12 protein-coding genes and 2 pseudogenes are annotated in these 13,636 nt (G+C 73.9%); 6 read left to right on the top strand and 8 right to left on the bottom strand.

Annotated elements, in window-relative coordinates; genetic code table 11:
- Window positions 1-104 precede the first annotated feature (104 nt).
- Window positions 105-1,058 carry a hypothetical protein gene (locus tag ACF068_RS06075; protein WP_392272947.1) on the top strand — a complete coding sequence of 318 codons (954 nt, stop codon included), beginning with the start codon at window positions 105-107 and terminating at the stop codon, window positions 1,056-1,058.
- A gap of 55 nt (window positions 1,059-1,113) precedes the next feature.
- Here ACF068_RS06075 and ACF068_RS06070 read toward each other — a convergent pair whose 3' ends face one another.
- The 4 genes from ACF068_RS06070 to ACF068_RS06055 form a co-directional block, all read right to left on the bottom strand.
- Entirely contained in the window at window positions 1,114-2,835 is a 1,722-nt protein-coding gene (locus tag ACF068_RS06070; protein ID WP_392273272.1) for a phytoene desaturase family protein, read from the bottom strand.
- A 38-nt stretch (window positions 2,836-2,873) separates the two neighbouring features.
- Window positions 2,874-3,311 (bottom strand): SRPBCC family protein, encoded by a 438-nt coding sequence (locus tag ACF068_RS06065; protein WP_392272946.1) that lies wholly within the window; start codon window positions 3,309-3,311, stop codon window positions 2,874-2,876.
- A 130-nt stretch (window positions 3,312-3,441) separates the two neighbouring features.
- The gene (locus ACF068_RS06060) at window positions 3,442-4,134 is read right to left on the bottom strand and encodes a transcriptional regulator (protein WP_392272945.1); all 693 of its coding nucleotides are present in this window, start codon (window positions 4,132-4,134) and stop codon (window positions 3,442-3,444) included.
- A 462-nt stretch (window positions 4,135-4,596) separates the two neighbouring features.
- Window positions 4,597-5,358: a polysaccharide deacetylase family protein gene (locus ACF068_RS06055; protein ID WP_392272944.1), complete on the bottom strand. Its 762-nt coding sequence runs from the start codon at window positions 5,356-5,358 to the stop codon at window positions 4,597-4,599.
- A 169-nt stretch (window positions 5,359-5,527) separates the two neighbouring features.
- Between ACF068_RS06055 and ACF068_RS06050 the strand changes: the two genes are divergently transcribed.
- Together ACF068_RS06050 and ACF068_RS06045 are read left to right on the top strand one after the other, a co-directional pair.
- Window positions 5,528-6,499 carry an LLM class F420-dependent oxidoreductase gene (locus ACF068_RS06050; protein ID WP_392272943.1) on the top strand — a complete coding sequence of 324 codons (972 nt, stop codon included), beginning with the start codon at window positions 5,528-5,530 and terminating at the stop codon, window positions 6,497-6,499.
- Between the two features lie 7 nt (window positions 6,500-6,506).
- Window positions 6,507-7,067, top strand: a pseudogene (locus ACF068_RS06045) (cysteine hydrolase family protein); the annotation flags it as partial.
- A gap of 276 nt (window positions 7,068-7,343) precedes the next feature.
- Here ACF068_RS06045 and ACF068_RS06040 read toward each other — a convergent pair.
- Window positions 7,344-7,739, bottom strand: coding sequence for a hypothetical protein (locus ACF068_RS06040; RefSeq protein WP_392272942.1), 396 nt, complete (start codon window positions 7,737-7,739; stop codon window positions 7,344-7,346).
- A gap of 165 nt (window positions 7,740-7,904) precedes the next feature.
- Between ACF068_RS06040 and ACF068_RS06035 the strand changes: the two genes are divergently transcribed.
- Window positions 7,905-8,231 (top strand): plasmid stabilization protein, encoded by a 327-nt coding sequence (locus ACF068_RS06035; RefSeq protein ID WP_392272941.1) that lies wholly within the window; start codon window positions 7,905-7,907, stop codon window positions 8,229-8,231.
- 75 nt (window positions 8,232-8,306) lie between these two features.
- Here ACF068_RS06035 and ACF068_RS06030 read toward each other — a convergent pair whose 3' ends face one another.
- The gene (locus tag ACF068_RS06030) at window positions 8,307-8,984 is read right to left on the bottom strand and encodes an HAD family hydrolase (RefSeq protein WP_392272940.1); all 678 of its coding nucleotides are present in this window, start codon (window positions 8,982-8,984) and stop codon (window positions 8,307-8,309) included.
- 323 nt (window positions 8,985-9,307) lie between these two features.
- Here ACF068_RS06030 and ACF068_RS06025 point away from each other — a divergent pair, with 323 nt between their 5' ends.
- The gene (locus ACF068_RS06025) at window positions 9,308-9,838 is read left to right on the top strand and encodes a DUF6328 family protein (RefSeq protein WP_392273271.1); all 531 of its coding nucleotides are present in this window, start codon (window positions 9,308-9,310) and stop codon (window positions 9,836-9,838) included.
- An 18-nt stretch (window positions 9,839-9,856) separates the two neighbouring features.
- Here ACF068_RS06025 and ACF068_RS06020 read toward each other — a convergent pair.
- Window positions 9,857-11,377 (bottom strand): annotated as a pseudogene (locus tag ACF068_RS06020) (ATP-dependent DNA ligase); the annotation flags it as partial.
- A 227-nt stretch (window positions 11,378-11,604) separates the two neighbouring features.
- On the opposite strand from ACF068_RS06020, the gene ACF068_RS06015 reads away from it, so the two are divergent.
- On the top strand, window positions 11,605-12,666 hold the full coding sequence (locus ACF068_RS06015; RefSeq protein WP_392272939.1) for a phosphatidylinositol-specific phospholipase C domain-containing protein: 1,062 nt from the start codon (window positions 11,605-11,607) through the stop codon (window positions 12,664-12,666).
- Here ACF068_RS06015 and ACF068_RS06010 read toward each other — a convergent pair.
- On the bottom strand, window positions 12,656-13,564 hold the full coding sequence (locus ACF068_RS06010) for a DUF6397 family protein (protein WP_392272938.1): 909 nt from the start codon (window positions 13,562-13,564) through the stop codon (window positions 12,656-12,658). The genes ACF068_RS06015 and ACF068_RS06010 overlap by 11 nt on opposite strands.
- Between the last annotated feature and the right edge of the window lie 72 nt (window positions 13,565-13,636).

The following is a 13,636-nucleotide window of genomic DNA, read 5'->3' as shown; positions in this document are numbered from 1 at the left end:
GGATCCTCAAGGGTCGGGTGACCAGCGATGGCGAAGCGAAAACCTCTTCTATCACTTTAAAAACGGGCATATCTCAGATAACGGGAGCGAGGTACCGACAGACCGTGTCCGACGGGAGAGCCGTGGATCTGGAGAACGTCACCGACGAGCTGTACGGGCTGCGCCCCGACCGCTTCACCGCGGCGCGCGACGCGCGCGCCGCGGAGGCGCGGAAGGCCGGGGACCGCGAACTGGCCGATGCCGTCCGGGCCCTGCGCCGGCCGACCCTCGCGGCCTGGGTGAGCAACCTGCTCGTACGACGGATGCCGGAGGAGACGCGCTCGCTGGCCGTGCTCGGCGACGGGCTGCGCCGCGCCCACCAGGAGCTGGACGGTGACCGGCTGCGTGAGCTCAGCCGCAAGCAGCACACCCTGGTGACGGCGCTGGCCCGGCAGGCGCGGCAACTCGCCGCCGACGCCGGCCAGCCGGTCGGTGACGACGTCCAGCACGAGGTCGAGGGCACCCTGCACGCGGTCCTGGCGGACCCGGACGCGGCGGACCGGTGGGCGGCGGGGCGGCTGGTCAGACCGCTGAGCGCCCCGGTGGGCTTCGCCGCCGCCCTCACGGCCGTACCGCCCCGGACGGGCGACCGGCCCGCCGGCCGGCACGCGGAGGACGAGCGGGGCGGGGACGGCGGTCGTACCGGTGGCGAAGCGCGGGCCCAGCAGGACCGGCACGCGCAGGAGGAGCGGAAACGCGAGCGGCGGGCGGCCGAGCTGCGGGAGGAGGCCCGCCGGGCCGAGGAGGAGGCCCGCCGGGCCGAGGAGGAACGCGACCGGGCCGGGACGGAGAGGACCCGGGCGGAGGAAGGGTTCCGGGAGGCGGAGCGGCGGGTGGACGCGCTGTCCCGGGAGCTCAAGGAGGCCGAACTCCTCCGGCACGGCGCGGACGAGGAGGTGCGCGCCGCGCGCACGCGGTTCCAGCGGGCCGAGCGCTCGGCACGCGACGCCCGCCGCCGAGCCCGGAACGCGGCCGCCCGCGCGGAACGGGGGCAGCGGCAGCCGGGCGGCGGCGACTGAACGCCCGGGCACACGGACGGCCCCCGGGCACTCACGGCCGCACCGGTACGTGCCGTCAGTCCGTCGGCGGCAGGCCGCCGGCCGGGCCGTCCCGTCCTTCGGGGCCCGAGGCGTCGAACGAGGCCAGCGAGCCGGCCGGGGTGGAGGAGGCTTCGGCGGCCGAGCGGAGACCCCGGCCGGCCAGGACGGTCTGCGCGCGGGACAGCGCCCGGCGCAGCGGGCGGGAAGTGCGGAGCGCCGCGCGGGCCGCGTTCGCGCCGGGCGCCCCGTGGACGCCGCCGCCCGGGTGGGCGGAGGCGGAGGCGAGGTAGAGGCCCTCCACGGGCGTCTCCGGGCGGCCCGTACCGGGGCCCGGGCGGAAGAAGAGCTGCTGGTGCATGGCCGTGGTGCCGCCGTTGATCGCGCCCCCGTGGAGGTTGGCGTCCATGGCCTCGAGGGTCGGCGGGGCGAGGATCCGGCGGGCGAGCACACGGGAGCGGAACCCGGGCGCGAACCGCTCGACCTGGGCCTCGACGCGGTCGGCGAAGGCCTCCTGCTCGCGGCGGTCCCAGGAGCCGGTGATGCCGTCCTCTCCCCCGTCGGTGCGGACGCGGTGCGGTACGTGGGTGTAGGCCCACGCCGACTCGGTGCCCGCCGGGGAGCGCGTGGCGTCGGCCGTGGTCATCTGCCCGAACAGCAGGAACGGGCGGTCGGGCACCACCCGCATGGCGAGCTGGGCGGAGAACCGGGTGAGTTCGTCCATGCCGTCGGCGAGATGGACGGTCCCCGCGCCGGCCGCCGGCTCACCGGCGGTCCACGGGACGGGGCCGGACAGCGCCCAGTCGACCTTGAAGGTGGCCCAGTCCCACTGGAAGCGCCGCATGTCGTCGAGCAGCCTGGAGGGCAGGTGCTGGGGGCCGACGAGGTCCCCGTACAGCGCGGGGGCGGCCACGTCGGCGAGGACGGCGCGGTTCACCGGCACCGTCTCGCCCGAGGCCGTACGCACCGCCACCGCGCGGCCGCCGCGGACGACCACCTCCACGACCCGCTCCCCGCAGCGCACCACCCCGCCGCGGCGCTGGAGGCGGCGGACGAGGGCGTCGGTGAGCGCGCCCGCCCCGCCGACGGGCACGGGGAAACCGTGGGCCTGGCCCAGCATGGCCATCAGCCAGCCGAAGCCCCCGCTGCCCGCGGCCTCGGGGGCGAGGTCGGCGTGCAGCGCGTTCCCGGCGAGCAGCAGCCGGCCGCCCTCCCCGCGGAACTCCTCCTCGGCCAGTCGCCGTACGGGCAGGACCATCGTCCTCGCCAGCCGGAGCCCGCCCGCGGCGCGGACGCGGGCGGCCAGCCGGGCGGCCGCCGCGACCGGCGGGAAGGGCGTGAACAGCGCGCGCAGGATGTCGGGGCCGAGCCGGTCCCAGATGTCGCACAGGCCGTCCCAGGCGAGGGCGTCTCCGGGGGCGAACGCCTCCAGTCCGGCGGCCGTGGCCGTCCGGTCGCGCTCCAGAACCGCGCACCGCCCGTCCGGGAGGGGATGGGCCAGTACGCGCGGCGCGTGGCTCCAGTGGAGGCCCTCCTCGTGCAGGTCGAGGCGGGCCAGTACGGGGGAGGCGGCGGCCAGCGGGTAGAAGGCGCTGAACATGTCGCTGACGTGGTCCGGGTGGACGCCCCGGTCACTGCGGACGGCGCCCCCGGGCTCGTCCTGGGCCTCCAGGACCTCGACCGACCAGCCGGCGTCCGCGAGCAGGTTGGCGGCCACCAGGCCGTTGGGGCCCGCGCCGATGACCACGGCGTCCGGCACGGTGTCGGGCGCCGCGTCGGGCACGACGGGACGGGACCTCACCGGGCGCGTCCCTCGACCACGTCGGCGAGGCGCCGGAGCATGGTGCGGTGGCGGAGCTGGATGAACGCGTCGATCACCGTGTTGTGCAGGGCGCCCCCGGGGCCGCGCAGCGGGTGCTCGTCGACCCGGACGAGCGTCTCGTCACCCCAGGGCCGCACCTCGATGGCGATCCTGGCCGTGCCCAGGGCCCCGCTGCGGGCCTCCAGCTCCAGGCACCGGGGCGGCTCGTGGAGCCGTACGACGGTCTCGCCCTCGACCGTGTAGGGGCCCAGACGCACCGTGTACGCGATGGCCGAGCCGGTCTTCGGCCAGTCGCCGTCCTTCTGCCAGGACGCGGAGGTGCCGACGACCCAGTCGCCGTACCGGCTCCCGTCCTCGAGCACGGCCCACACCTCCTCGGGAGGCCGCTTGATCAGTTGGTGCCGTACCGCCATGAACGCCTCCGGTGCCACCGTCGGGGAACGAACGCACGGCGGGTACCCGGATCGCGCCGGTGCGAACGCGCCGCCAGGTGCGCACGGAACCACGAGGGACCCCGCACGGGCGGCCGGGACGCCCGGCGCCTCAGGCGTGCGGAAGCCCCTCGCCATGACCGGCGGCGTGGGGCCACAGGGTGTCCCAGAACAGCGATTCGTACGACTGGAGCAGCCGGCCGTAGCGGAGTGCCGCGGGCATGGTGACCCGGCCGTCGTCCAGGCCTTCCTGTACGGCGGCGACGGCCTGGTCCATGAGGGCGGGAGCGGGCAGGGCGAAGAAGTCGAAGAAGCCGCACGCCTCGTCGGCGAAGCCGTAGCGTGTGCGCAGCGCCCCGGCGAGAGTGGCGCAGTAGCCGCCCCAGGCGGCGAAATTGGCGTACAGGGCGATGGCGACGTCGGCCGGGTCCCCATTGAGGGCGAGCCACGCGACGTACGCCGGGTAGGCCTGGCAGCCGGCCGACGGCTCGTACGCCTCCGTGGCCACGTCGTCCAGTCCGCAGCCGTCGAGCAGCGCGCGGAGGCGGTCGAGGGCCAGGGACTCCCCCTCGGCGAGGGTCGTGAACAGCGCGGCGGCCTGGGGACGGGTGGCCGCGCGGGCGGCCAGGTGCAGGAAGGAGTGGCGGTCGGAGGTGACGATGTGGCGCTGCTCCAGGGCGAGGGTGCCGACGGCGATGCGGCTCGCCGTGCCGTCGGCCATGGCGGCGACGAACCGGTTGGTGCCCTGCCGAGGGGCGAGTGCCTGTGCGGTGGCGTCCAGAAGTTCCCGGGCCTGCTGCGTCATCGCCGCGCTCCTTGGCTCTGGTCTGCGTCCTGTGGGGTCAGCGTCGCACGGCCTGGGGTGCAGGGGGGCGGGGGTGTGCCGGGGGGGGCGGCGAGAACCGGACGGCGGGCTGCCCCCTCCGGCGAGCGGTCCGGGGAGGGGCGGCGGACCGGGGACATGGATGGACCGGCGACGCGGGCGGACCGGGCGCGGGTGGGCGCCGCGTCGAGGTGGTCCGGGCGACGACGGCCTGGTCCGGGGACGCCGCAGCCCCGGCTGGACGGGGGGAAGCCAGCCGGGGCGTGCGCCGTGACGGCGGAGGGCGGTCGCACTCGGCGGGGGGCCGGGGACACGGACCCCTTCGCGGTCACATATCGATGAACGGTCAACCAAAACCGGGTGTTCCCGCGCCCGGACCCCGGCGCCTGTGACTCGCCTCACCCCGGTGACCAGGTGCGCCCCGGGCTCGGCGGGGCCGGCTCCTCAGGGCTTGTACACCGTGCCCGGTTCGGCCTTGGCCGGGGCGAGGAGCTGCGGAACGGTGACGAAGGTGAAGCCCCGCCGCTTCAGCTCGTCGATGATGCCGGGCACGGCGGGGACGGTGCCGTCGTAGATGTCGTGCAGCAGGATGATGCCGTCCTTCTTGGCGCCGTCGAGCGTCCGCTGCCGGATCAGCGCGGAGTCGGTGGTCGAGTAGTCCTTGGCGGTCACGCTCCAGAGGACCTGGGCGAGGCCGAGTTCGCGGCTGATGTCGGCGACCGTCTCGTCGGTACGGCCCTGCGGCGGGCGCATCAGGGTGGGCTTGCGGCCGGTGATGTCCGCTATCGCGTCCTGCGTGCGGGACAGCTCCTGGCGTATCTCGTCCGGTTCGAGATCGGTGAGGATCTGGTGCGTCCAGGTGTGGTTGGCCACCTCGTGCCCCTCCGCCGCGATACGGCGCACGACGTCGGGATAACGGTCGACATGCCTCTGGCCGAGCAGGAAGAAGGTGGCGGGGACCTTCTTCTCCTTGAGGATGTCGAGGAGGTGCGGCGTGTCCTTGCCCGGACCGGCGTCGAACGTGAGCGCTATGCAGGTGAGCTTCCGGCAGTCGACGGGCCCGGGCTCCCCCTTCGCGTCGGCCCTGGCGCTGCCGGGGGCGACCCGCTCGGCGGCGCAGCCACCGAGGGCGAGGACGAGCGAGGCCACGGCCAGCAGGGAGACGGCGGCCTTGCGGCGCCTCGGGGACTTGGTGCCGAACGGCATGGGACAGCTCTCTTCCGCGCGTACGTGAGTTCGGTCGGTCGGGTCGTCCCGCACTCTACACACGGTGTATACACGTGATGCATACCGGGGGCCGCGGGGGTCCACCGCCGCACCCTCGAGGCGCGTTTCCGATGTTTTCCGGTGCGATCATCGGGGAAATCGCGAGTTTATGGTGCAAATCGGATACACGATGATGACCGAGCAAGCAGGGCCCCGAGCGCTGGTGGAGCACGTCGTCCAGGCGGAGGAGGCCGGGTTCGACTTCTCGGTGACGTCCGACCACTACTTCCCCTGGCTGCGTTCGCAGGGGCACGCGCCCCACGCGTGGACCGTGCTCGGAGCGGCCGCACAGGCGACCTCACGCATCCCGCTGATGACGTACGTCACGTGCCCGACGTTCCGCTACCACCCGGCCGTCGTCGCCCAGAAGGCGGCGACGCTCCAGCTTCTGTCCGAGGGGCGTTTCCGGCTCGGACTCGGATCCGGCGAGAACCTCAACGAGCACGTGGTCGGGGGCGGCTGGCCGTCCGTCGACGTGCGGCACGAGATGCTGGAGGAGGCCGTCGGCATCATCCGGGCACTCTTCGAGGGCGGCCACGTCAACCACCGCGGCACCCACTTCGACGTGGAGTCCGCCCGACTGTGGGACCTGCCCGACGAGCCGCCGCCGATCGGACTGGCGGTCTCGGGCGAGCGGTCCTGCGAACTGGCCGGCCGCCTCGCCGACCTCGTCATCGCCACGGAGCCGAAGGGTGACCTGCTCGACGCCTTCGACCGGCACGGGGGCGGGGGCAAGCCCCGGGTGGGCCAGCTACCCGTGTGCTACGACCCGGACAAGGAGGCCGCCGTCCGGCGTGCGCACGAGCAGTTCCGGTGGTTCGGCCTCGGCTGGAAGGTCAACTCGGAGCTGCCGCACCCCGACTCGTTCGACGCGGCCACCCAGTTCGTGAAGCCCGAGGACGTCGCCGGGTCCATCGCCTGCGGTGACGATCCGGAGGACTTCGTGGCCGCGGTGAAGCCGTACGCCGACGCGGGGTTCACCGAGATCGCCCTCGTGCAGATCGGCGGTGACTCGCAGCCCGCCTTCCTGGACTGGTCGGCGAAGAAGCTGCTGCCCGCCCTCCGCGACGCGTTCGGCTGAGCGGACCATGGGTACGTCCGTACCGCGCGGTGAGACCCACGGGACCGCCCTCGTCGTCATCGACATGATCAACACCTATGACCACCGGGACGCCGAGCTGCTCCTCCCCTCCGTGCGGGAGGCGCTGCCCGTCCTGGTGGACCTGGTGACCCGGGCCAGGGAACACGACGTCCCGGTGATCTACGTCAACGACAACTTCGGCGAATGGCGGTCCCACCACGGCGAGATCGTCGAAACGGCCCTGGCCGGCCCGCACGCCGAGCTCGTGGAACCCCTCCGCCCGGACGATTCCTCCCTCTTCGTGGTGAAGGCCCGGCACTCGATCTTCTACGAGACGCCCCTGGCGTACCTGCTGACGCAACTGGGGGTGAGCCATCTGGTCCTGTGCGGCCAGGTGACCGAGCAGTGCGTGCTGTACTCGGCCCTCGACGCGCACATCCGGCACTTCGACGTGACGGTGCCGACGGACGCGGTGGCCCACATCCACGAGCCGCTGGCACGGGCCGCCCTGGAGATGATGCGGCGCAACATGGGCGCCCGGACGGTGGAGGCGAAGCGGATCGACTTCGGCTCCTCCGCCGGACGGCCCGAGGCGCCCGACGCGTCTGACGCGGACGGCACGGACGGCACGGACGGCACGGACGGCACGGACGGCACGGACGGCACGGAGGATTGAGGGCGTCCGGTGCGGGCCGCGCGGACCGCGGCGCGGACCGCGGCGCGGACCGTCAGGAGGGCCGTAGGGCAACGGGACGAGGCCGGTGCCGACGTCAGCGGTCGTGACGTCGGCACCGGCCTCTTCCGTGCCGTGCGCGCGCCGTGCACGTGGCTGCGCGCGGTCCGCTCAGTGGGTGACGTAGCGCGAGGCGAGCTGGAGGCGCGCCTCCTTCTCGTGCTCGCCCGACACGGAGGAGGCCGAGCGCACCTCGAACAGCCCGCCGAGCGCCTTCTCCACCTCCGCCACCGCCTGGTGGTCCCCTGTCAGCAGGGCCGTGACCGGCGTGCTCAGGTTGGGCGGCCCGGGCCGCTCGTCCCGGCGCGCGGAGCTGTCGAAGGTGGCCATCCATACGGTGGGCTCATGGCCGTGCGCCTGCTCCGGCCCCGGCGTGGGCATGTCGCAGCCGGCGAAGACGCGGTCGAGCGTCTCGAAGACGGCCCGGGCGTCCTGACGGTCGCAGTCGCTGAGCTGCACGGTGACGTCGCAGTCCGCGGGGTGGTTCCTTGTTCCGTTGCTCTCCACGTCGCTCCACTCCTTGGGTCCGGTCCTACCCGTACAGGCACGAATACCTCACCTCGGGCGCGCCAATCAGGATCTTCACCGGCGCGTTTGCGGAGGGGGGTGCCTGGTATGAGGGTGTGGAGAGGCAGGGGGGTCCGCAAGGGGGGACGTCAGCAGGAGGAACGCATGCCCGCAGGATCCAGCCCGAAGCGTGAACGGCAGTACGAGCACATCAAGGAGAGCGCCAAGAAGCGCGGCGCCGGCGAGAAGCGTGCCGAGGAGATGGCCGCCCGGACGGTGAACAAGGAGCGGGCGCGCTCCGGCGAGTCGAAGACCGCCAGCAAGACCTCCACCCAGGACATGTCGTCCTCGAAGCGGGGCGGGCAGCGGTCCGGCGGCAGCGGCCCCAAGGGCCCGACGTACGACCAGCTCTACCAGGAGGCCAAGCGCAAGGGCGTCCAGGGCCGGTCGTCGATGAACAAGTCGGAGCTCCAGCGACAGCTCGGGAAGTGACCCCTCCGGCGCGCCGTCGGCGGGCCCGGCCGGTCGCGCACCGCCGGCCGGCCGGGCCCCTTCCGCCCGTCGGCGTCAGCCGGCCCGGCCGGCCGGCACGCCCAGCGGGCCGTGGTCGCGGTGCGCCAGCAGGTCGGCGGGGTCGTCGTACAGCACGGCGGCCCCCGCCTCCATGAGGTCGGCCCGCGGGATCCCCCCGCACAGAAGGCCCACACAGGTGACGCCCGCACGGGTGCCCGACCTCATGTCCCACACCGTGTCCCCGACGAAGACGGAACGCTCGGCCGGCGCCCCCGCCAGTTCCAGCGCGTGCAGTACCGGCTCGGGCGCGGGCTTGCCCTCCTCGACGTCGTCCGCGCTCGCGGTGGCGGTGATGGCGTCGTCCGCGTCGATGGCGCGGCGCAGCGCGGACAGCTCGGCTCCCCCGGCGGACGTGGCCAGGACGACGGTCCAGCCGTCCGCCGCGAGGGTCTTCAGCAGGCGGCCGGCGTCGCGGAAGGCGGGCAGCCGGTCGAAGTAGGTTCCGTAGAGGGTCTTGTGGGCGGCGCTGATGGCGTCGTCCTGGTCCTTGTCCCGGTCCTCACCGAGCAGGTGCGCGATCAGGTCGTGCGAGCTCAGGCCGACGGCCCGGTGGACGGCGTGCATGGGCACGGTGTGCCCCGCCTGCCGGAACGCCTCCCACCAGGTGGCCACGTGCAGGTGGTTGGTGTCGGCGAGGGTGCCGTCGACGTCGAACACCGCGGCGCGTGTCATTCCTTCTCCGTTCCGTCTCCGTGCTTCGCACGGCTGTGCTGTCGGGACCGCCTTCATCTCTGGCCGCGATTCCCCGCCGCAATCCCCCTCCGGACGCGGCCCGGCCCCGTCGCCTCCGTCCGGTCCGGCCCGTCGCCTCCGTCCCGCCGCCTCCCGGCGGTGGCGTCGCCCGTACGAGCATGAGCGGCCCGTGCGCGAGGGGTCACGTTCCGCGTCCCGACACCCGCCGAGTTCCTTCGGGTGCCGTACGGAGAGGGGGTGGCGCTTGATCCGCACGCCCCCGGTTAGAAGAGAAGTGCGGGACCGAATGCGGGAGGATCGCCATGCCTGAGCACGACGAGCGGAACAGGTCCGCGAACGGCGGGAGCACGAAGCGGGGGCGGGGCCGCGACGAGACCCCGGACGAGCGGGCCGACCGGCGCTGGGCCGAACTGATCCAGGAGATACGCGTCGCCCAGACGGGCGTCCAGATCCTCTTCGGTTTCCTGCTCACCGTGGTCTTCACCCCGACGTACGCCGGCCTGCCCGCCACGCAGAAGACCATCTACATCACCACGGTGGCGCTGGGCGCCTCGGCGACCGGGGCGCTGATCGGGCCGGTGTCGTTCCACCGCATCGTGTCGGGACGGCGCATCAAGCCGCAGGCCGTGGTCTGGGCGTCGCGGCTGACGTTCGTCGGGCTCGTGCTGCTGCTGGCGACGCTGATCTCGGCGCTGCTCCTGGTGCTGCGGGTGGCGACGCACGACGAGTACGTGCCGTGGCTGGTCGCCGGAGTGGTGGGCTGGTACGTGCTGTGCTGGTTCGTACTGCCGCTGTGGGCCCGCGTCCGCTACACCACGCTCGACGACGACTGACCGTCCCCCCCGCCCCTCCAGGACGCGCTCGATGGTGTCGGCCTCGGCCGCCTGCTTGTCGGGGCGGTGGCGCAGCACCCGGGCGAACCGCAGTGCCACCCCTGCCGGGTAGCGCGGGGAGCGTTGCAGTCCGTCGTAGGCGATCTCCACGACGAGCTCGGGCCGGACCCGGACGGTGGAACCGTCGTCCTCGACCTCCAGTTCCCGCAACCGTTCCGTCTGCCACCGCAGCATGGCGTCGGTCAGGCCCTTGAACGTCTTGCCGAGCATCACGAAGGTGCCGTCGGCGGCGCGGGCGCCGAGGTGGAGGTTGGACAGCAGGCCGGTGCGGCGGCCGTGTCCCCATTCGGCGGCGAGGACGACGAGGTCGAGCGTGTGCACGGGCTTGACCTTCAGCCACGACCGGCCCCGGCGGCCCGCGCTGTAGGGGGCGTCGAGGGCCTTCACCATGACGCCCTCGTGCCCGCGCCGGAGGGTGTCCGCGAAGAACGCCTCGGCCGCTTCCGTCTGCCCGGGGGCGCCGGGTTCCGCCACCTCGGTGCGGCGCACCCGCATCGGCTCGGGTACCAGCCGGGCCAGCACTTCGTGCCGTTCCCGGCCGGACAGGTCGACGAGGACGGCGCCGTCGGCGGCCAGGACGTCGAAGAAGACCGGTGACACGGGCAGGGCGGCCGCGGCGGTGGCCACGTCGACGCGGGAGCCGACGCGGGACGCGATGTCCTGGAACGGTACGGGACGGCCGGCGGCGTCCAGGGCGATGACCTCGCCGTCCAGGACGAACCGGTCCCCCGGCAGCTCGCGTGCGGCCGCGGTGATCTCCGGGAGGCGGTCGGTGATGTCGTCGAGGGATCGGGTGTAGAGGCGGACGTCGTCGCCGGCGCGGTGCACCTGGACGCGGATCCCGTCCAGCTTCTCCTCGACGACGCACGGGCCGAGCGCGGCGACGGCCTCCGTCACGCTCTTGGCGGAGTGGGCCAGCATCGGATGCACGGGGCTGCCCACGCGCAGCCGGAACCGCTCCAGGGCGGCCGGGCCTTCGGCCAGCACCGCCTGGGCCACGCGTGGCAGGGACCCTTCGAGCATGACGGCCCGCCGTACGTCGGCGGCGGGCGCCGCGGCCGCCTTGGCGACGCCTTCGAGGGCCATCGCGTCCAGTGCCCCTTGCCGGACCTCGCCGGTCAGCAGCCGGAGCAGGAACTGCTGCTCGGCCGTGGTGGCGGCGCCCATCAGTTCCCGTACCAGCCGCTGCCGTTCCGCCTGGGACCCCGGACCGGCCACCCCGGCGAGCGCGGTCAGGGCGGAGTCGGTGTCGGCGACGGTCAGGGTGGGTTCCGTGGCGGGCGGGACGGGCTCCTTGAGGGTGCTCCAGCCGATGCCGATCCTCCCCTGCGGGAGCCGGCCCGCGAGGTAGGCGATGACCAGCGGCACCTCCTCCGGCGGGGTCGCGGAGAAGAGATCGGCCAAGGCGGCGATCTTGCGGGAGCGGGCGGAGGTGGCGGCGACCTGGTCGGAGACCTCCGCGAGTCGGGCCAGCAGCATGCCGCCATGGTGCACGTCCCGCGCCTCCGGCGCACCCGGACGCCCGCCCTTTTCCGTGCGGCGGTGCCGGTTCTCCGGGGGACGGGGGCGCCCGGGGCGGCGGCGGGGGATTTGACGTCCCGGCCGTCCCCAGGTCTCCCTTCATTCACGCAACTCCCCTACGCTGCGCTCGACTTGATGGGCGTCGAGAGGAACAGGGGCCGATGATGAAGGTGTCTCGTACCGGGATGACAGCGGCGTCCGCCGTGCTGGCCGGGGTGCTCTCGCTCGGGGCCGCTCCGGGCGAACCCCGCCCGGCGGGTTCCGTGTCCGCCGATCCCGCGCAACTCTCCTACTCGGCCTCCACCGGGGTCGGCGTCCACAACGCGTACGAGAAGGCGAAGTACCCCTACTTCGCCGACGCGTTGGACTCGGGCGCGGGCATGCTGGAGATCGACGTGTGGACCAATGTCTTCGGCAGATCGTGGCGTGTCTCCCATAACAACCCCCTCGGCAACGACAACAACTGCGTGAACGCGTCCCACGCCGGTGAACTGCGCACCAAGCCGAGGAACCAGGACCTGGGCGGGTGCCTCGCGGACATCCGGGCCTGGCACGACGCCCATCCGGGGCACCGGCCCGTCCTGCTGAAGCTGGAGCTCAAGGACGGCTTCCAGGCCAAGAACGGCCGGGGGCCGGCCGCGCTGGACGCGCTGCTGACCGCCCGGCTGGGCGACGCGCTGTTCCGGCCGGCCGATCTGGCCGGGGCCCACCCGGACCTGGACTCGGCCGTACGGGCGGACGGCTGGCCGGCGCGCTCGGCGATGGCCGCCAAGTTCGTCGTGGAACTGATCCCGGGCACCGTCGAGCAGGACAACCCGCTGGACACCCTGTGGACCGACCGCGAGTACGCCACGCACCTCCGGGACGCGGCGGCGGCCGGCCGGCTGGCCCAGGCGGCGGCGTTCCCTGCGGTGCACCGGGCCGCCGCGGGCGACCCGCGGACCCGGTACGCGGACACCGGCATACGCCCCTGGTTCGTCGTCTTCGACGGTGACGCCTCCGCCTACGCGGGCGGCTCCATCGACACCGCCTGGTACGACGGCCGCCATTACCTGGTGGTCATGACGGACGCGCACGGCGTGGCGCCCGCCATCGACGGGACGCGTCCGACGGAGGCGCAGGCCCGGGACCGCGTGGCCCTGCTCGCCGGGCGGCACGCCAGCATCGTGTCGGCCGACTGGTACCCGCTGCCCGGTGTGCTCGCGACCGTGCTCCCCCGCGGCGGCGCCCAGGACGCTACGGGCTGACGCTCACCCCCTGCCGGGCGGCGCGGACCCGTCCGGTACCCACGGGCCTCCGCCGGCCCAGCCGGATCCGGGTGAGCAGTCCGGACCTGCCGTAGCGGCCCTTCGGGACCGTGTGCTGGTCCGGGCCGTCCGGTCCGGGGGCCGGCCGGGCGGCCCGGGCCTCGTCCAGGGCGAGCGCCAGGCTCGTCCGGTGCCACAGGATCTCGTCCGGGTCGTCCGCCACCAGGATCCCGTCGACGATGTCCCGGGCGGCGAGGGACTCGGGCCGGGCATTCGGCGGGTCGGGGCGCAGCCGGTCGAGGTGGGCGCGCTCCCGGGGGTCGCCGACCACTTCCGCGAGGTGCGCCGGGGGCAGCAGGGACGCGATGGCCGCCGCCGCCGTCCACGGGTCGTCGGCCTGGCGCAGCAGCAGCCCCAGGCGTCGTGCGCGCCAGTTGCGCGAGCGGGTGTCCTGCCCGGCGTCGAGCCCGGCGCGCACGGCGGCCGGCAGCCTGCCGGTGAGCAGCTCGGGGTGTCGCTCGGCGAACTCCCGCACCTCGGCGGCGACGTAGAGCCAGACGACCGCCCGGTAGCGGTTGAGATAGAACGCGACCGGGCTGAGGTGGCCCGACCTGGCCAGCTTGGTGAAACGCTCGTTGGTGATCGCGGCCAGCCCGGCTCCCTCGGACGTGCCGACGGTGCGGACGCGCTCGCGCAGACCGGAGGGGAAGTCCGGCGCGGCGCGGAGCCGTTCGATCTCCGCCGCGGCCACCCGGCGCCGGCCTCCGTCGGCACCGGGCGTGGTCCGTACGTGTCCTAGCTGGACGGCGAGCTCGAACTCGTTGCGCTTCAGCTCCAGTTGCCGCGCCGCGCGTCCGCAGGCAAGGGTGTGGGCGGTGACCGTTTCCTTGACCGTCATGGTGTCTCCCCCGTGAGGCTCGGTTACTTTGCGTCACGAAGGTAGCGCGATCGGGACCGCCCGCGTCCGGCC

The organism is Streptomyces sp. NPDC016309, from assembly GCF_043077235.1.
GTDB lineage: Bacteria > Actinomycetota > Actinomycetes > Streptomycetales > Streptomycetaceae > Streptomyces.
This window is presented reverse-complemented; position numbering and strand designations above follow the sequence as displayed.